The following is a 21158-nucleotide window of genomic DNA, read 5'->3' as shown; positions in this document are numbered from 1 at the left end:
GAAAACTTACATTGTTTAGTTTTCAAAGACCAAATGTCTTTTTGTCATGCGACAAGAAATATTGTATCAATTTCAAACAATGTTGTCAATAATTTTTTGAAATTATTTTTCAATAACTTTTAAAACTAAAAGATTTCTTAACGACAACATCAATAAGTTTAACATTTGAATCAAGACTTGTCAACAAAAACTTTAAATCCTTTAAAACTTTATATAAACAATTATAAATAAAGTTAATCGTTTCTTCCTTAACAACATTAAAAAATTTAACATTTATCAGCAACTTTGTCAAAGAAAATTCAAAATATTATTAATACACTTAGAATAAAACATAATTGCTTGTGTTTTTTGAACTATTTCTTCAAAAAATATTAATTTGCTGATTTCTTATAAACAACATTTAATATATTAACATCTATCCATAATCTTGTCAATAGTATTTTAATAATTATTTTGTATATTGTTTTATCTCTTTTATATATTAACTCATATTTAAAAAAATAATACATTTATTTTTATTTTATTAAACAAAATATATACTTAATAAAAACAGATTTACTATCTATACTAAACTATATATTTCAAACAATGATAAATACTGTACTTTTAATATATAATGCAAGATAACTTTCCATAACAAATATTAATAAACCAACTAAAAAAAGATAGGCATATGCCTATCTTAATACTTCTTTATACTCTCTAACATCACTTCTACCTTTATATATATTTACAATAAATTGAATAAATTCAACAAGCAAACTCGAACCTCCTGAGACCAATAATACAAAAGCCCATTCTCCTTTTGCTAGCAACGTAGTTTTAAATATACTTTGAAACATAGGTAAATATATCACCATTAAATGCATTCCAAAGGAAAATATTACTGCCAATAATAAATATATATTGCTAAAAGGATTAATTTCTATAATGCTATGTTTTTCTGAACGACAACTAAAAACAAAGAATAATTGCGCCATGACTAAATTAGTAAAAGCCATAGTTCTAGCAGTAGCTAATGAATGGCTATATCTTAATCCAAATAAAAACACTAGTAAAGTTCCTAAACCAATTAATATTCCCTGACAAATAATCTTCCATTGTAATCCTCCAGAAAATATACTCTCTTCTTTTAATCTAGGTGGTCTACTCATGATATCATCATCAGCTGGATCTACCCCCAAGGCTAAAGCTGGTAAACCATCTGTAACTAAATTAACCCATAAAATTTGAATTGGAATTAATGGCAAAGGTAAACTTAGCAATGAGGATAAAAACATTGTTAAAATCTCTCCAACATTACAAGATAAGAGATACCTTATAAATTTTCGAATATTATCATAAATAGCTCTACCTTCTTCTATCGCAGCAACTATAGTAGCAAAATTATCATCCGCTAAAATGAGAGAAGAGGACTCTTGAGTTACATCAGTACCCTTTTCTCCCATAGAAATTCCTATATCAGCTTCTTTAATAGCTGGAGCATCATTAACTCCATCTCCAGTCATTGCAACGATATGACCTTTCTTTCGTAAAATTTTGACAATACGCAATTTATCTTGTGGTGACACTCTAGCAAATACCGATATATCATTTATATTTTTTTCTAATTCATGATCACTAAGATCTAATAACTCTTGACCAGTTAGTATCTTATCTTTTTTTTCTAATAAATTCAATCTTTTAGCGATGGCTGCAGCAGTATTTTTATGATCACCTGTTACCATCTTAGGTTTTATTCCTGCTTTTTTACAAAGTTTTATTGCACCTGCCACTTCTGGTCTTGGCGGATCAATCATTCCTATTAATCCTACAAATGTAATATCATTCTCATATTTCTCTAAATTATTTTCATTAATACTATTATTTAATTCTCTAAATCCAACCGCTAATACTCGCAAAGCTTGATTAGCTAATTTTTCATTCTCCTCTAAAATCTTCTTCTTCTTTGACTCTCCTAATGCTCTAGCCTTTCCATTTTTTAAGTAGCTATTACAACGATCTAGCAATATATCAGGAGCACCTTTTATAAATAATTTATACCTTCCATTCTCCTTAACAACAACAGACATTCTCTTTCTTGAGGAATCAAAAGGGATTTCTAACCTTTTTCCAAATTTATTTTGTAGAACTTCTAAATCTATACCAGCTTCATCTGCTGCTAAAATCAGTGCACCTTCAGTAGGATCTCCAATAACTTCTTTTTTTGGTCTCCTTAGAATATTATCCTTAACTTTATTAACTAATGATTCTGCTTTCTTTAGCCTAGCATTATTACAAATTGCTCCTATTCTTAATGCTTTCTTTAATTCTTTGCTACCAAATCCTTCTGTTTGACAATCATAGGTTTGATCATTAATGTGAATTTTCTGTACCGTCATTTTATTCTTAGTTAAAGTTCCAGTCTTATCTGAACAAATTACTGTTGCACATCCCAAAGTTTCTACTGCAGGTAATTTTCTAACTATTGCATTTCTTTTTATCATTCGCTGAACTCCAATTGCTAGTGCTAAAGTAACAATAGCTGGTAATCCTTCTGGAATTGCAGCAACAGCTAAACTTACACCTGCCAAAAACATTTTATAAATCGGTTCACCCTTTAAAACTCCTAAAATAACTACAGCAACACAAGCTAATAAGCAAATTAAAACAATCCATTGCCCTAAATCTTTTAATCTTCTTTGCAAAGGTGTTATACCATCTTTACTTTCTTGCAATAAACTTGCAATCTGACCCATCTCTGTATCCAATCCAGTAGTTGTTATGACTGCTCTCCCTCGCCCTTTAGTAACAACGGTCCCCATATGAACCATATTTTCCCGGTCACCAACTGAAACCTCTATATCAGACTTTAAAGCAGAATCTTTTTTAGGGACTGGAAGAGATTCTCCAGTTAATGATGCTTCATCTACTTCTAAACTATTGCTTTCAATTACCCTTGCATCAGCGGGAATTTTATCTCCAGTTTCAATTAAAATTATATCTCCCGGAACTAAATCTTCAGATTCTACTTGCTCTATCTTTCCAGCTCTTAGTACAGTTGCTTTTGGCGCAGATAACTTTTTAAGTGCTTGCAATGATTTTTCTGCTCTAAATTCCTGAACGAATCCCATTATAGCATTCAAGATGACAATAGCCAAAATAGCAATCGCATCTGCATATTCACCCAAAAAACCTGAAATAATAACTGCTACTATTAGAACCATTACCATAAAATCTTGAAATTGATCTGCTAATAATGAAAGAATAGAGTGTCCACTACTATCTGGTAATTTATTAGAACCTATGGCCTCTAACCTTTCGTCAACCTGTCTATTAGTTAACCCTTTATTTAAATTACTTCCTAATCTATTCTCCACCTCTTGTCTTGATAAAGTATATAATTTTTCTTTTGACATCTATCCCCCTCCTATCAAGAAGTAAAAGTTACTTTAACTATAACTATCATTATTCAGCTCAAACTAAGAAAATTACCATCTTTAATAATTTGAGATTATTAATTTCTATGATTCCCTTAATAATATAGTAAAGATATATAAATAATAGTTTGAAAAGAAGATATCAAAGTGTTAGTATAATAAAAAAGAATATTTTAAGAGGAGTTGTTAATAATGTCCCTAGATGGTATTACATTAGCTGCAATAAAAAATGAGTTCATCGATAAATTAATAGGTGGAAGGGTAGATAAAATTTATCAACCTAAAAATGAATTAATCACTATAAAAATTAGACAACCAGGTCAGAATATAAACTTATTAATTTCTGCAGATCCACAAAATCCTAGAATACATATTTCAGAAGAAAATTTTGATAACCCACTAAGACCTCCAGCCTTCTGTATGTTGCTTAGAAAACATATTGAAAGTGGTAGAATAAAATCTGTAACACAACCTAATTTTGAAAGAATTTTAGAAATAACAGTTCAGCATAAGAATAATGAAGGAGAGCTAGAAGACAAAACTCTTGTAGTTGAATTGATGGGAAGACATAGTAATATAATTTTATTAAATGAAGATAAACATATATTAGATAGTATTAAAAGAATAACTTCACAAAAAAGCAGATATAGAGAAATATTACCGGGCAAGAAATATGTCTCCCCTCCAGAACAAGGTAAACATAATCCTTTAACAACTAACGAAGATGAATTTATCAAACTATTAAGTGATGATTTTGGTGAGCCAATTTATCGAGTAATTATGAATAATTATAGAGGAATCGGACCTCTTCTAGCTACCGAAATTGCATATCGTGCTAACTTAAATCCTCAAGATGATTTAAGTAATTTTGAAGAAATCAATAAATTAAAATTAGAATTCTTCAGTTTATTTGAACAAATAAAGAATAGTCAATTTGAGCCTACATTAATTTTAAAAGATAATAATACGTTCAAAAACTATTCCGCTGTTGACTTAAAACAATTTAATTTATCCAAAAAGAAGTATGAATCTATTAGTGAATTAATGAATTTTTACTTCGTTGAAAGTATAACTAGAAAAAAGATCAATAGATTGACAGAAAAAATGACAAAAGTTATATCTGATAATAAAGAAAAAGCTCATAAAAAATATCGTAAGGTAAAAGGCCAATTAAAAGGCGCACTCAATGCAGACAAATATCAACTAAAGGGCGAATTAATTACCGCAAATATATATCAACTAAAAAAAGGTGATAAAAAAGTAAAGCTAAATAATTATTACGATAATAATAAAGAAATTACCATTAGCTTAGACCCGCAGCTGTCTCCAGCAGAAAATGCTCAAAAATATTTTAAGAAATATGAAAAAGCTAAAAAAAGTGTTAAATATTTAAAAAATGAATCAAGAAAAGCTAAAAATGAAATTAACTATTTGAAACAATTGGAAGTTAATATTGAACAATCAACAACTTTAGATGAATTAGAGGAAATTTATGAAGAGTTAATTCAAGAAGGTTATATTAAGAAACAAAGACATAATAAAAATAAAAAAGATAATAAACTTCCTCCATTAAAATTCAAATCAAGTGATGGATATGATATCTTAGTAGGTAGGAACAATAGACAAAATGATAAATTAACCAAAAAAATTGCAAATAACCAAGATACATGGTTACATGTTAAAGATATTCCAGGGTCTCATACTATAATCAGAAATCATACTGGTGATAAAATACCAGAAAATACAATTTTAGAAGCCTCTCAAATAGCTGCTTTTTATAGTAAAGGCAGAAATTCAAGTAATGTTCCAGTAGATTATACATCAATCAAAGATGTTAAAAAGCCTAAAGGAGCTAAACCTGGTATGGTTTATTATGAAAACCAAACTACATTATATGTAGATCCAGATGAACAAATAGTAAATGGTTTAAAGATCCAAGATTAATTTTAATAAATAAATTTATAATCATAACAAAAAGAGTAATCTTATATAAGATTACTCTTTTTAAAATTCCATCTTCATTTCTAATCTTTCTTCTTCTTTTTCTATTTCCCATATGTCAGATAAATCTAGCTGAGACCATAACTTATCTTTTATATTAATATGTAAACTCTCAATATTATTGTCAAAAGCCAAGTTAGAAGAATAAATTAGTGCTTCTTCAATTAATTCAATATTATTAATCTCTAATTCTGGTACATAAATATATAAAGAATTCCCATCAAGTAAGATAATTAACTTAATACCATTAAAAGAGACTTGATGAACATAAGGCCCTTTATAGTCCAATAGCTCTTTATTTCCTGCTTTAAATGACTTTAACCAAATATAATCTCTGGCCCAAGGACATCCTACAGCCATTTTTAAATCTATTGGTTGTTCTTCAAAATTCAATTCTTTGATTTTCTCTACTTTAGATACTTTCTTATCAACTATCTTGATTAACATTTGAGGGTTTTCTTTAATCTCTTTTAACCCAACTTTTTTATACAAGCCTTTAGATTTATTAGTATCAGGCCAAGTAACATAAGACTGATAACCTAAATTCTTCATAATAATAGCTGAATACCTTACTAATTCTATACCAAATTTTCTTCTTCCAAAATCATCATGTATTTCTAACCTTACTAAATAAACAGGATCTTCTTTAGAATCAGGCAGAACAACCTCGGCATGACCAATAACCTTATCTTCTAAAATAGCAATAAATATTCTACCTTTTGCTTCTTTAATCAAATTAAAACGAAATTCATTTAACTCTTCATTTTGCCACCAAGATTCTGGATAAGACTCTTGATACATTTCATAAATCTTTGGTATATCTTCTTCATTAGCTTCTCTTAATAATACTCTCCCTTCATTAGCATAAACAAACTGTTCCATCTAATCACCTCTCCGCTTTAAACTAAAAAACTATAGGTAATAAAACCTATAGCTTTAGAATTTATTCTTCTAAGCTAAAATACTCGAGTAGAATTTAACTCTATTATTTAGTTTTTCTAGATAAATTTACTTTTTCCTGCAAATAAAAATCTCGCTATACAAAATTATTATATACAGTTTTATATGATAATATACATAAAATTGATATATATATCATAATTATTAACTATTTTAATATTGTTGTACTTCTTCCCAAAAATGTTCATAATCCTTTGCCTTACGAGCTTGAGCTTCAATTCTGAATCTATCTATTTTAACTAGATTGTCCTTTAAAATCAAAACAATTTTAGGATCTAATGCTCCATCAGAAGCCATTTCTTCTAAAATATTAGTAGCTCTTTTAAGGTTCATTCCTTGCCTGTAAGGTCTATCTTCTGTTATAGCAGTAAAGACATCTGCCACTGCCATAATTCTAGCTTCTATCGGAATTTCTTCTCCTTTAGCATGAAAAGGATATCCTCTGCCATCAATTCTTTCATGGTGATAAGATGCCCAAGTTTTAATTTGATCCAAACCTTTAACCCTATCTAAAATCTGATATGTATAAAAAGGATGTTTTTTAATAACATTAAATTCATTTTTAGTAAGTTTAGTATCCTTATTTAAAATTTCCGGTGGAACAGCTAATTTACCTAAATCGTGTAAATAACCTGCAATCTTAATTTGCTGACATTTAAGATCCGATAATCCTATCAGTTTAGCTAATGCTTCTGCACTAGCTGCTACTCCACTAGAATGTGTTGCAGTAAAACGACTTCTAAAATCTATAATTTGACTAAAAAGATTAGCTAAACTAAGCAAACTTGCTGGATTCAATTCTATATTTACTCCTTGTACTCTTTTAGATAAAGTTCTGTCTATAGTAGAACTAACAATATTAAACCAGAAAGCTTCCTTTTGAGCTAAAGATACAAAAGCATCAACTAATTCTGGTTTAAAAGAATTACCTTTTTTCTCTATAATTTTTTCAGAAATCAATTTAGACTGGCCAATAATCTCCCTTTCTTTATCAATTAATATATCAATTGCATCAGCTAAATTTAATATATGGCTGCCCAAAGGAACTTCCCTACCTTTAAAACATTTGCCTCTACCTTGATTCCAAGCAACATGATGATAACGTACAATATTAGCAATCTTAGCAAAAGGACTGAACTTTTTAATTAAACAATATCCTAATTCAGCATGGCTTACAGATCCTATATATCTATAATCGGGACTTGCTGTAAAAACTTCAGTCTCCTGTAAAATTTCTTGGGATAAATCCCAATTCAAAGAATCAATTCTTTCACTCAAAGAAAAAGCTCCTACATCATGTAAAGCCCCAGCTATTATCAAATCTTTTTCATCTTCTTTTGATATACCTAACTCTGCTGCTATACTAGATGCAATATAAGCTACACGTTTATGATGTCCTGTTACAATCGGACTAACTAAATCCATAGCATCAGATAAGCACATAACCATATCAAATAAAGGAACATTTAAATCCCCATTCATATCACTATCCTCCTTTTGAAAATACTACAACATAAGAAAACAATAATTACTAGAATAAATATTAGTAGATTTAACTTATTAAATTATTAAAATATAATTTTCTACTTTAATATTTTCTTCAGAAAAATACAAATTCCTGCAAAAAAACCATAAAGTATTTATATATTACTGAAGTTAATTTAAGCCGATTGATTTATAAAAATAAAGTTAAAAAGAAAGATGTCCTGATCAGGACATCTTTCTTTTTTAACTATTAATATAAAAAGTCACCTTTTACAAGTAGCTAAAAAAATTATAGATATCTACTACCTGGTTTAGTAATCTCTAATCCATCTTGGCACATTGGACATTCTTTTGGATCATAAGCCTTAACATCAACTTTTAACATTGATTCAGTTGGAACCTCAAAATTAATCTCTTTACTTCTTCTGTCTACTAATGTTCCCACAGCTACCAACTCAGATCCAGTCTGATTTAAGACTTCAACAACTTCATTAATAGACTTACCTGTAGTCAATACATCATCTACTACTAAGACCTTATCACCTTTATTCAATCTAAATCCTCTTCTTAGAGTCATCTTCCCATCTTCACGCTCCGTAAAGATTGTTTTCTTCTCTAATGCTAGTCCAACAGCATAAGCTAAAGTTACTCCACCCATTGCTGGTCCTACTACTACATCAATCTCTATATCTTTAAATTTTTCCGCTAATGCTTCTGCCAACTCTTGAGCATAAACAGGATATTGTAAAACTTGAGCACATTGTAAATATTGATTACTGTGTAATCCAGAACTTAATTTGAAATGACCTTCTTGTAAAACCCCAGTTGTCTTAAAAATTTCAATTACTCTTTCATTTTTCATTATAATTTCCTCCCATATTTAAATTTAAAAACAATAATTCAAAACAATTTGGAACCACCAATGAACACAAATGTACACGAATAAGACTCGTAAAAATTTAGTTTATCATTGTTATATAAAACAAGAAAAAGAATTTCAATCTATATCTAATAATAAATTAAAGTCAAAATCTTTTTTTGATGCTGATTAAAATATGATCAAGTACCGATTTAACCCTTAATAATCTTTTATTTTTTAATACACTTTTATCACCCCAAGAGTACTTCCTCAATCGACAAAGAGTGTCTCTTTCAGGGCGCTGTATTAATCTGCGTCTAATATTCTTTTGATTTTAATTTCTTAAATAATTATGAACGTTTAAATTCTAGATATATAATATAGAACCTTTATTGATTGATATATAGCCTTTAAAATCTCCAAGCTTTTTAATTTTTTTATTAGTGTTAATTCGTGTATATTCGTGGTGAAAAATTCTTGACTTTGACCTTGATATTAGTTGTAAATTATCAACTGTACATTATACATTAAACTATAGCTAATCCAACTATTTCATTAATATCTTCATAACCATTCTCTACTAAATAAGCTTCTATTCCATCTAAGATCTCCATGGTTATCTCTGGATTAATAAAGTTAGCTGTACCTACTGAAATAGCACTAGCGCCTGCCAAAAAGAATTCGATAGCATCTTCTGCACTACTAATACCACCCATCCCAATTACAGGCACACCAACTGCTTGAGCTACTTGATAAATCATTCTGATTGCTACTGGTTTAATAGCTGGACCAGATAACCCTCCCATCTTATTAGCTAAGATAGGCTCTTGCTTATCTATATCTATCTTCATTCCCAATAAAGTATTGATCAACGAAATAATATCTGTTCCAACCTCTTCTACAGCTTTAGCAATAGAAGTAATATCAGCCACATTAGGTGATAATTTAGTGATTAGGGTCATATCTGTCTCAGCCCTTACAGCCTCTACTACTGAAGCTGCCATCTCTGGCTGAGTACCAAAGGCTAAACCTCCCTTTTTCACATTAGGACAAGAGATATTTATCTCTAAAGCATCTACACCTTCAACATTTAATTTATTAGCCAACTTAGCATAATCTTCTACAGTATTACCTGATATATTGACTATCGTCTTAAAGTTATAATCTTTAATTACAGGTAAGATGCTAGCTAAAAAATGGTCTACTCCAGGATTCTGCAAACCAATAGCATTCAACATTCCTGCTGGTGTCTCTGCAATTCTTGGAGTAGGATTTCCTAGTTTAGGATTCAAAGTTGTCCCTTTAACCATTACCCCACCAAGTCTATTTAAATCAACATAATTCTTATATTCTGGTCCAAAACCAAAAGTACCAGAAGCTGTAGTTACTGGATTTTGTAATTCTAATCCATTTAGATCTACTGCTAAGTTTGCTTTAATCATCAAAGATCACCTCATTTAATGGAAAGACTGGTCCTTGAATACAGGTCTTCTTATAATCCCACCCTGACTCATTACGAACTTTTATTTTGCATACACAGGATAAACAGGCTCCAGTTCCACATCCCATTCTCTCTTCTAAAGAAGTTTCTCCCTTAATATCATTTTCTGTCGCCCATCTTTGTACAACCTCCATCATCACTTCTGGACCACAGGTATAGATATAGTCAGCATCTGCTAAGTTATCATCTAAAAAATCCGTTACAAAGCCCTGATATCCATAACTACCATCTACAGTAGAAGCTTTCAACTCTACATTCATAGCTTCATAATCCTCTAAATTCAATAACTGCCCTTTATTCTCAGCACCAATTAGAACGGTTACCTCTTTATCTAAAGCTACTAACTCTTTTACTACGGGATATAAAGGAGCAATTCCCATTCCTCCACCTACTATAATTAACTCATCTGCATCTTCTGGAATTGAAAATCCCATACCTATTGGGCCCATAATATCTACCTGATCCCCTGATTTAAGGGTAGACAATAGTTGAGTTCCTCGACCGATTACTCGATAAATAATTGTGATAGCACCTGACTTTTTATCTATTTCATTAAGACTAATTGGTCTTCTTAATATAGGATCCTGCTGATTTAGCTCTGATCTCCATTTTAAATGTATAAACTGCCCCATCTGAGCATCTTTAGCAACTTCAGGTGCATCAATTACCATCTTAAAATGTTTAGGACTGATCTCTTCTTGTGAAATAATATTAGATATTACTCGCTTTGACATTAATTTCACCCCTTTTTCCTCAATTAAGGGCGAACATATAGTTCGCCCTTCTACTTACTGATTGCTCAACATTAATTATTATCTTAAACATAATCTTGTAATGCTTGAACAGAAATTTTATTATTCGAATTCATCTCTTTTAAAACCTCTAACATTGCTCTAGTTGTATCTAAAGAAGTTAAAGCAGGGATTCCCATCTCTACTGCACTTCTTCTAATTTTAAATCCATCTCTAGCTGGAACTTTACCTTTAGTCAATGTATTTATAACTAAGTCAATCTTATCTTCTTTAATTAGATCGATTACATTTGGAGATCCCTCAGATAATTTCTTAGTCTCTTCTACATCTAAACCAGCTTCTTTTAAAGCCGCTGCTGTTCCACTAGTAGCAACAATCTTAAATCCTAACTCTGCAAAATCTTTAATATAAGGAATAGCTTCTTCTTTATCCATATCAGCCATAGTTGCTAAAATAGTTCCTTCTTTAGGGATATCTATACCTGCTCCTATAAATCCTTTATATAAAGCTTGAGTATAATCTTTATCTAATCCTAATACCTCTCCTGTTGATTTCATCTCTGGTCCTAAATTAGTATCTACCTCTGTTAATTTAGAGAAAGAGAATACTGGCACCTTAACTGCCACATGATCTTTTTCAGGTACTAGTCCTAGTGGATACCCACTATCTTCTAACTTCTCTCCTAACATTGCCTTAGTAGCTAAGTTAACCATCGGAATACCAGTTACCTTACTCAAGTAAGGAATTGTTCGACTAGATCTAGGATTAACCTCGATCACATAAGGAGTATCACCGTCAACTACATACTGAATATTAACTAAACCTTTAGTATTTAAAGCTACTGCTAATTTTTTAGTATAATCAGCAATCTTCTCTTTTAATTCTCTACTAACTGTTTGAGTTGGATAAACAGCGATACTATCTCCAGAATGAACTCCAGCCCGTTCAATATGCTCCATAATTCCTGGTATAATCACATCTTCTCCATCAGAAATTGCATCTACCTCTAACTCTTTACCAATAATATATCTATCGATTAAGATTGGATGCGCTGGAGTTACCTTCACAGCATTCTCCATATAATCATTTAATTCATCATCATTATAAACAACTTCCATAGCTCTACCACCTAATACATAGGATGGACGTACTAAAACTGGATAACCTATTCTTTCAGCTACCTCTTTAGCATCATCCTGGGAGAATACTACATCACCCTCTGGTGTTGGAATATCCAATTCTCTAAGTAGATTTATAAATTTATCTCTATCTTCTGCCAGATCAATTGATTCAAAAGGTGTTCCTAAGATATTAACACCTTCATCAGCTAATGGCTTGGCTAGGTTAATAGCTGTCTGACCACCAAACTGAACCACAACCCCTTCAGGCTTCTCATGTTCAATAATATTCATTACTTCTTCTTTAGTAATTGGTTCAAAGTATAATCTATCAGAAGTATCAAAGTCAGTACTTACTGTTTCTGGATTATTATTAACAATAATCGATTCATAACCCTCTTCATGTAGAGCCCAAGCTGAATGAACACTACAATAATCAAACTCAATACCTTGGCCAATTCTAATCGGTCCTGAGCCAATTACTAACACTCCCGCTTTATCGGTAGTTTCTGACTCATTAGTCTTTTCATAGCTAGAATAGTAATATGGTGTCTCTGCTTCAAACTCTGCTGCACAGGTATCCACCATCTTATAAACCACATCAATACCATGATTTTGACGAAACTCTCTTACAGCCTGTTCATCATTTCCTGTTAGAAGTCCAATCTCTTTATCTGCAAATCCAAATCCTTTTACTTCTTTGACTAGTTCTGGAGTCAAACCTTGTTTTTCTAGCTTCTTCTCTAATTGTATTACATGTTTCATCTTAACTAAGAAAAACTTGGTAATTCCTGTTAGTTCATGAATCTTATCTACACTCCAACCTCTTCCTAGAACTTCTGCAATCACGAATATACGTCTATCATCGGCTATCTGTAAATTCTCTGCTAACTTTTCATCACTCCAGCTTTCAACCTCATCATGTTTCAATCCAGAAGCACCTACTTCTAAAGAACGTACAGCCTTTAACATTGCTCCTTCTAAAGTACGCTCAATAGACATTACTTCTCCAGTAGCCTTCATCTGTGTTCCTAACTCTCTATCAGCATAATGAAACTTATCAAAAGGCCATCTTGGAATCTTTAATACTACATAATCTAAAGCTGGTTCAAAGCAAGCTTTAGTCTTTTGAGTAATAGCATTATCTATCTCATCTAAGGTATATCCTAAAGCAATTTTAGCCGAAACCTTGGCAATTGGATAACCAGTAGCTTTAGAAGCTAAGGCACTTGAACGACTTACACGAGGATTAACCTCAATAATAATAAATTCAAAACTATCAGGATTTAAAGCAAACTGAACATTACAACCTCCTTCAATCCCTAAAGCTCTAATTATCTTCAATGAAGAAGAACGTAACATCTGATACTCTTTATCAGCTAAAGTCTGGCTAGGAGCTACAACTATACTATCTCCAGTATGGATTCCTACTGGGTCAAAGTTCTCCATATTACAGACTGTAATACAATTATCATTACTATCACGCATTACTTCATACTCTATCTCTTTCCAACCCTTTACACTCTTTTCGATCAATACTTGACCAATCAAACTATGTTTAAACCCACGGGCAGCAATCTCTTTTAATTGATCCTTATTATCTGCTACTCCTCCTCCAGTACCACCCATAGTATAAGCTGGTCGTACTATCACTGGATAACCAATTTCTTCAGCTATCTCTAAAACATCTGGAATAGTTTCTGCCGTGCGACTTTTTAAGACTGGTTCACCAATCTCATCCATTAATGCTTTAAATGTATCTCTATCCTCTGCTTTTTGAATTGTATCAATAGGAGTTCCCAATAACTCTATCCCTAGTTCTTCTAAAACGCCTGCCTCTGCTAAATCTATAGCTAAATTTAATCCTGTCTGGCCACCTAAAGTAGGTAATAACCCATCAGGACGTTCTTTTTTCAAAATCTCTGAAATATGTTCTACTGTTAAAGGTTCAATATAAACTCTATCAGCCATATTCTGATCAGTCATAATTGTAGCAGGATTACTATTAACTAATACTACTTCTAAGCCTTCATCTTTTAATGCTCTACAAGCCTGACTACCTGAATAATCAAATTCTGCTGCTTGACCAATAATAATTGGTCCAGATCCGATAACCATTACTTTGTGTAAATCTTGTCGTTTTGGCATAGTTAAAACCTCCCTGATTAATTTACAATGTATAATTTACAATTGATAATTACAAATTATTCAAAGCTTTATTTTTAGCATTCATTAAAACGAGCCCTAAAGAAAATTGTTCTCTATTTCCTATGGAAGTACTATTGGGGTCAATCTATACTAATAAATTATTAAAAATTTGAATTCTATTAACCATAAATTAATTTTATAAATATTTTAAGGATTTTATCTTTTCATTGTTTTTATTCTTATTTATTTATAGCTATTTGTGATTCCATATTATTTTGTTTTAGTCCGCTTTTATCTGTATTAATTTGTATCTAATATTCTTTTAACTTTAAGTTCTTAAAACCTAAAGAACTTTTTCGACGCTGACTAAAATCTGATTAAGTTCTGACTTAAAGCAATTATTAATTATTCATCATATCAATAAATCTATCGAATAAATAATGTGAGTCTTCAGGTCCAGGTGATGCTTCTGGGTGATACTGCACTGAAAAGGCTGGCAACTCTTTATGCATAATCCCTTCAACTGTTCCATCATTAACATTAATATGGGTAACAACTATATCTAAATCTTCAACTGAATCTTCCTTTATAGCAAATCCATGATTCTGAGAAGTAATATAAACTCGATTAGTTGCTAAATCTTTTACTGGGTGATTTGCTCCCCTGTGTCCAAACTTTAATTTGTAAGTATCTGCTCCACAAGCTAATCCTAAAATTTGATGACCTAAGCAGATCCCAAAGATAGGCTTTTTGCCTAATAATTCTTTAACTGTCTCAACTACATAGCTAGCATCTTGTGGATCACCTGGTCCATTAGATAACATAATTCCATCTGGATTATAACTTAAGATTTCCTGTGCTTTCGTAGTTGCTGGTACTACTGTTACCTCACAATCTCTCCCTACTAAAGAACGAACTATATTCTTCTTGGCTCCACAATCTATTAGAACTACCTTATATTGCTTACCGTTTCCTTTAGTATAAATCTCTTTAGTTGTAACTTCAGAAACCAAATCTCTACCAGATAAACCTGGTGCATCTTTAGCCTTTTGAATTAATTCTGATTCTGGCAAATCCTCACTTGTAATAATCCCCTTCATTGTTCCTTCAGTTCTTAATAATTTAGTCAATGCTCGAGTATCAATTCCTGTTATTCCTACAATATCATTCTCTTTTAAATAATCTTTTATTGTTGACTCTTTACGCCAGTTACTTGGTTCAGTACAAAACTCTTTTACTATAAAACCATTCACATGAGAAGCATATGATTCTACATCCCCTTGATTAACACCATAATTTCCTATTAAAGGATATGTCATAGTTACAATTTCACCTTTATAAGAAGGATCTGTTAAGATTTCTTGATATCCAGTCATACTTGTATTAAAAACTATCTCACCACTAACCTCTCTATCTGCTCCAAAACTCATCCCATGAAAAACAGTTCCATCTTCTAATATTAATCTAACCTTCATAGCCTAACCTCCTCTTTTATAACTACTTCTGTATATTTATTAGTTTGTTTGTATTATTATACAGCATTTAAACTACTTTGTAAACCCTTATTGCCACGCTAACTTATCTTCTTTAGCTAAAGAATTATTTATAGCCTCTTTCATTTCAATTACTGCTTGCTTTGCTGCCTCTTTATAATCATTACTATATCTTTTCTGTTGATAAGCAAATATAATACCACGAGAAGAGTTCACTACTGCTCCATAACCATCATCATTAAAGCAATCAATCACATCATCAGCGCTTCCTCCTTGAGCTCCATAACCTGGTACTAAGAAATAATTATTGACCATTATCTCTCTTAAAGTTCTAGCCTCTGAAGGATAAGTAGCTCCTACTACTGCACCAATAGAGCTATATCCCCTTTCTCCTATTAGCTCTTCTCCCCAGCAAACAACCAATTTGGCTATTTCCTCATAAATTCTGCTATCAGCCTTTGTTACTAGGTCCTGTAATTCTCCAGAAGAAGGGTTTGAGGTCTTAACTAAAGTAAAGATTCCTTTATCATGTTCTTGGCAACTATCTACAAAAGGTATAATTCCATCTGACCCTAAATAAGGAGTTACTGTTAAAGAATCAGCTTTATTTACTAAAGTCTCTCCTTCCCAGAAATCTGGCCTACCTAGATGTCCATCTGCATAAGCTTTAGCAGTAGACCCTATATCATTTCTTTTGGCATCGCTAATCACTAATAACCCAGAATCTTTAGCATAAGCTACAGTATCTTCAAAAGCTTTGACTCCCCAATAACCATACTGTTCATAAAAAGCCATTTGAGGTTTAACTATTGCTGTATGCTCTGCTACTGCATCAATAATACCTTTATTGAACTCTAAAAAAGATTTAGCCACTGCTTCTGTTGTTTTACCATAGTTTTTTATTGCTTTATCCTTGATATTTTCTGGAATTTGATTTAATCTAGGATCCAATCCAACACATACATGGCTCTGCTTTTGGTCTATCTTCTCCATTAATCTATCTGCAAAATTCATCTAATTCACTCCCCTTTTAAGTTCAGTAACTAGTGACTAGTAATGAGTAACAAATAGCGAACTTGATCAGGTCAAATTTAAAATTCTTTAATCACTAAGCATATTAGAAGTTTTCAGAATAGAAAATCTTCAGTATATTTTTTACTAACTTTAACTTGTCACTCGTTACCTGTTACTCATCACTGCTATAAACGATTTCTCCCCCTACAATAGTCATCACAGTTCTCCCTTTTAAGTTATAATCTATAAAAGGTGTATTCTTTGATTTGGATACTAAATCTTCAGATCTTAACTTCCACTCATCATCTATATCAATAACCGTTAAATCTGCATCTGCTCCAACCTCTATCTTAGCTTTATCTAACCCTAAAATTTTAGCAGGATTAACTGTCAACTTGGCTAGTGCCTCTTCCAAAGTTAAAATACCTGGCTCTATCAATTCACTCACTACCAAAGCTAAGGCAGTTTCTAGACCTATAATTCCAAAAGGAGCATAATTATATTCTACATCCTTTTCCTCGACACTATGTGGTGCATGATCGGTTGCTATTACATCAATAGTCCCATCCTTTAATCCTTCTTTAATTGCAGCCACATCTTCCTTACTTCTTAATGGAGGATTCATCTTAGTATTAGTATCAAAGCTTGTAATTAGCTCATCAGTTAAAGTAAAGTGATGTGGCGTTACCTCGCAGCTTATCTTAACTCCTCTTTTTTTAGCTTGTCTTACTAATTCTACACTCTCTTTAGTACTTATATGGGCAATATGAACTTTGGTTCCAGTCTCTTCTGCCAAACAAATGTCCCTTCCAACCATTACTGACTCTGCAGATGATGGGATAGGATTTAATCCAGTAACAGTTGAATAATAACCTTGATTAACAACACCTGACCCAGCTAAATTCTCATCTTCACAGTGTGAAATTATTGTTAATTCTAAATCTTTAGCATATTCTAAAGCTAATCTCATCATTTCAGAGTTCATTACTGGGCTACCATCATCAGAAATTCCTACTATCCCAGCTTCTTTCATACTAGATATTTCAGCTAACTCTTGACCTTGACTCCCTTTAGTAATTGCTCCAATGGGATATACATTAACAACGCCATCTTCTTTTGCAATTGATAGTAAACCCTCTACTAAAATTTGGCTATCGATAACTGGATTTGTATTAGGCATACAAGCTACAGAGGTAAACCCACCTTTGGCAGCTGCCTCAGTTCCAGTTTTAATAGTCTCTTTATGTTCAAAACCTGGTTCACGCAAATGAACATGCATATCGATCAAGCCCGGAGACAATATTTTACCATTTAAATCTATTAAATCTGCACCTTTAGCTTTTAAGCCATTTTCAATCTTAGCAATCTTGCCATCTATAATTAAAAGATCTTGATCTTGAATAATACTCTCGGCTGGATTAACAAGTTTAGCATTCTTTAATAATAATTTATTCATTTTTACTTCCTCCTAACAAGAGATATAATAAAGCCATTCTAATAGCAACTCCATTAGTTACTTGATCTTCAATTACCGCTTCTTCTCCATAAGCAAGTTCTGATGAAATTTCAATCCCTCTATTAATTGGTCCTGGATGCATTACTGTTACATCATCAGCAGCCAGGTTTAAATGTTCTTTTCTCAATCCATAACGCTTAGTATACTCCTTAATACTAGGGAAGAAACCTTTGTTCTGCCGCTCTCTTTGAATCCTTAATAAGTTAATTACATTTACATCTTTAATCCCTTCTTCTAAATTTGTATATACCTTAACTCCCATCCTTTCTATTCCTATTGGCATTAAAGTGCTTGGCCCAATTAACCTTACCTCAGCTCCTAACTTATTTAATCCCCAAATATTTGATCGTGCTACACGACTATGCCTGATATCTCCTACAATAGCTACTTTCTGCCCTTTTATATCTCCCTTTCTCTCGTTAATAGTATAGATATCAAGTAATGCTTGAGTAGGATGTTCATGGGCACCATCACCAGCATTTAATACAGGAATATCTATTGTCTCTGCTAATAGTTTTGCAGCTCCTGGTATTCCATGACGAATTACTACTGCATCTGCTCCTAAGGCCTTTAAAGTTTTAGCTGTATCTACCAAACTTTCTCCTTTAGTAACACTACTAGTTTTAACTGATAAACCCATTCCATCGGCACTTAACCTTTTAGCAGCCAAGCTAAATGAAGAACTTGTCCTAGTACTAGGCTCATAAAAAAGGTTAACCACTAACTTTCCTCTTAAAGTGGGTACTTTCTTGATCGGTCTATTTAAAACATCCTTCATAGATTTAGCTGTTTCCAAAATCAATTCTATTTCTGAGCTACTTAAATTTTCTAAACCTAATAAATCCTTATTTTTTAATAATCCCATCTTTATACCTCCAAATTATATTATTAATGTTAAGGCCTATATATATAAGTTATAATATTTATAATAAAAAATTTCCTTGCCAGAAAAACCGACAAGGAAATTTTGTAAATTCATTATAATATGAAGGTATAGTTATACCCTCTTCTATTATAATCAACGATCCTTGTTAATCTCTCTGGATTAACTTAAAGGTCTTTATTTAATTTTTAAGAGTTATTTAATTCTTTATTAATAATAAAAAAATCCCCCCACCAGCCAGTTTACTAGTAAGAAGACCTTTTAATAATCTTAAGTCTTAATTTAAAAATTTATAATAGCTTTAAAGATATTGATTGTAACAATCAAATCAAAACATAACTTTAAAGTTATAATTAAATCTCATCTCTTTACTAGTCTCACAGGACTAATTTAAAAGAAAACTTTTTATTCTGTTGTTATAAAAAATACTATCATAATACTTAAATCTTGTCAACTTCTTTCTCCAATTAGATAGTGTCAAGTTTCTGTAGGTAAAAGTTTAAAACTCCTCTTTTGATAATTAAAGCAATGACTTTACTGCTTTAAACAGTCTAGTTCTTACTCCTTTATTTATACTTGGGATATTATTGCTTGGTTCAGCAAATTTCTTTTTCAAATTATTTTTCACTACTTTTGATTCTATTTCCACTATTTTTTCTTCTTTTTGCTCTTTTCTTGCTTTCTCTAGAATAATTTCTTTTAATTCGTATTCTGTTCCTCCATTAAATTTAAAAGACCTTAATCTTGCCATCTGATCTACTCCTACTTCAGACCAACCCATTGGTCTTGAACTTAATCTATCTGATAATATATGACTAACATGACCTTCAGCACTACAACCAATAGCATTTTCATCTTTATAATAGTTTACTATTCCAGCCCAGTTATTATAAATATAGCTTCTACTTTGTCTTATCGCTTTCTTCTTAGATTCCTTTTCAGCTTGAGATATCAATTCACTAAATATCTCTTTTATCTGTACTTTATCTAAATTATTTATTCCTTGCCAAAGATCAAATCTAAGCTTTTGGGCATGTCCTGTAGCCTTTAAAACATACTTATTTAAATGATATCTATCTAGTATCTGCTTACTTTTAGGCAACCACTTTAAACCCTCTTTAATCCAAAGTGCCCCATCTCCTGCAATATAAATCTGCTTTATGCTATCAAAGTCGTAATTATCCTCTATATAGTCCATAATTTCTAGCCACAAGTCTTCCGACTTGTTATACATACCTGAAAAGGAATAACTGTTCTTTAACTTATTTCTACCATTTTCTTTAATAATTCCTTCATGAACATAAACTAATCTTGGTACAGCATTCTTCCCGTTTTGCAAAGAAACATGGTCTTCATCAGCTTCTATATATAAATAATCAATCTTTCTTTTTGCTTTCGGATTACTTAATTTATCGTTTTCTATTTTACCTAATTTTCTTATTTTATTCATAACTGTTTGACCTGTTATAGTTAAATTATTCACTACTTCCTCTCCTACTTTGGCGTAAGATTTATCAATTGATAAATCTACTATCTTTGCTTCTAAGCCAGTATCTATCCTTTGATACTTATCTATACCTAATTTTTTATCTGCTAAATGTTCATACTCTTTATTGAACTTAGATTTATAATACCTTCTCTCAAATTCAACTTCACCAAACTCTGTTATCAATTTTCTCTTCTTTTTTCTTACTATCTTCCAATTCTTTTTACGCTCAGGACTTTCCTTAATTACTTCATCTATTACTTCTATAATATACTTACACAACTCTTTACCTAATTCATCAAAGTCTTTTCTTAGAGTATTTATAAAGTCTGAAATATCTTCTTTATCACTCAATAGAATATTTTTTAAAAATTCTTCTGAATTATCCTTAATTTTTTCTCCAAACTGCTGTATAATTGTATCCATAGGGACTCCTCCTTGATGTGTTTTGATTAGGTACTTAACACTTTATCAAAAGAGGAGTCCTTTTTCTAATTTTTTGATTAAATTTACCTACACTTAT

Annotated in this window: 13 protein-coding genes; 1 reads left to right on the top strand and 12 read right to left on the bottom strand. The window is 31.4% G+C overall.

Annotation, left to right across the window (positions count from 1 at the left end; translation table 11 throughout):
* Positions 1-677: 677 nt before the first annotated feature.
* Entirely contained in the window at positions 678-3398 is a 2721-nt protein-coding gene (locus tag OREMA_RS0116045) for a calcium-translocating P-type ATPase, SERCA-type (protein ID WP_018250266.1), read from the bottom strand.
* Between the two features lie 213 nt (positions 3399-3611).
* Here OREMA_RS0116045 and OREMA_RS0116040 point away from each other — a divergent pair, with 213 nt between their 5' ends.
* Entirely contained in the window at positions 3612-5363 is a 1752-nt protein-coding gene (locus OREMA_RS0116040) for an Rqc2 family fibronectin-binding protein (RefSeq protein ID WP_018250265.1), read from the top strand.
* A gap of 60 nt (positions 5364-5423) precedes the next feature.
* Here the strand turns inward: OREMA_RS0116040 and OREMA_RS0116035 are convergent, their stop codons facing one another.
* From OREMA_RS0116035 to OREMA_RS0115985, 11 genes are all read right to left on the bottom strand, one after another.
* Positions 5424-6302 (bottom strand): GNAT family N-acetyltransferase, encoded by an 879-nt coding sequence (locus tag OREMA_RS0116035; protein ID WP_018250264.1) that lies wholly within the window; start codon positions 6300-6302, stop codon positions 5424-5426.
* A gap of 231 nt (positions 6303-6533) precedes the next feature.
* Entirely contained in the window at positions 6534-7862 is a 1329-nt protein-coding gene (locus OREMA_RS17985; RefSeq protein ID WP_018250263.1) for an HD-GYP domain-containing protein, read from the bottom strand.
* Positions 7863-8154: 292 nt separating this feature from the next.
* Positions 8155-8727, bottom strand: a complete 573-nt coding sequence (gene pyrE / locus OREMA_RS0116025) for an orotate phosphoribosyltransferase (protein WP_018250262.1) — start codon at positions 8725-8727, stop codon at positions 8155-8157.
* A gap of 524 nt (positions 8728-9251) precedes the next feature.
* The gene (locus OREMA_RS0116020) at positions 9252-10166 is read right to left on the bottom strand and encodes a dihydroorotate dehydrogenase (RefSeq protein WP_018250261.1); all 915 of its coding nucleotides are present in this window, start codon (positions 10164-10166) and stop codon (positions 9252-9254) included.
* Positions 10159-10959, bottom strand: coding sequence for a dihydroorotate dehydrogenase electron transfer subunit (locus OREMA_RS0116015; protein WP_018250260.1), 801 nt, complete (start codon positions 10957-10959; stop codon positions 10159-10161). Before OREMA_RS0116015 ends, OREMA_RS0116020 begins: the two co-directional genes overlap by 8 nt.
* A gap of 83 nt (positions 10960-11042) precedes the next feature.
* Entirely contained in the window at positions 11043-14243 is a 3201-nt protein-coding gene (carB, locus tag OREMA_RS0116010; protein WP_018250259.1) for a carbamoyl-phosphate synthase large subunit, read from the bottom strand.
* A 401-nt stretch (positions 14244-14644) separates the two neighbouring features.
* Positions 14645-15718 (bottom strand): glutamine-hydrolyzing carbamoyl-phosphate synthase small subunit, encoded by a 1074-nt coding sequence (gene carA, locus OREMA_RS0116005; protein WP_018250258.1) that lies wholly within the window; start codon positions 15716-15718, stop codon positions 14645-14647.
* A gap of 87 nt (positions 15719-15805) precedes the next feature.
* Positions 15806-16750, bottom strand: coding sequence for an orotidine-5'-phosphate decarboxylase (pyrF, locus tag OREMA_RS0116000; RefSeq protein ID WP_018250257.1), 945 nt, complete (start codon positions 16748-16750; stop codon positions 15806-15808).
* Between the two features lie 172 nt (positions 16751-16922).
* Positions 16923-18206 (bottom strand): dihydroorotase, encoded by a 1284-nt coding sequence (locus OREMA_RS0115995; RefSeq protein ID WP_018250256.1) that lies wholly within the window; start codon positions 18204-18206, stop codon positions 16923-16925.
* The gene (locus OREMA_RS0115990; RefSeq protein WP_018250255.1) at positions 18199-19131 is read right to left on the bottom strand and encodes an aspartate carbamoyltransferase catalytic subunit; all 933 of its coding nucleotides are present in this window, start codon (positions 19129-19131) and stop codon (positions 18199-18201) included. Before OREMA_RS0115990 ends, OREMA_RS0115995 begins: the two co-directional genes overlap by 8 nt.
* A gap of 538 nt (positions 19132-19669) precedes the next feature.
* Entirely contained in the window at positions 19670-21061 is a 1392-nt protein-coding gene (locus OREMA_RS0115985) for an ISLre2 family transposase (protein ID WP_018248361.1), read from the bottom strand.
* Positions 21062-21158: the final 97 nt, after the last annotated feature.

It is taken from the genome of Orenia marismortui DSM 5156 (assembly GCF_000379025.1).
In the GTDB taxonomy this organism is placed as follows: Bacteria; Bacillota; Halanaerobiia; order Halobacteroidales; family Halobacteroidaceae; genus Orenia; species Orenia marismortui.
The sequence above is the reverse complement of the archived record's forward strand: the minus strand, read 5'-3'. Positions and strand labels throughout refer to the sequence as shown.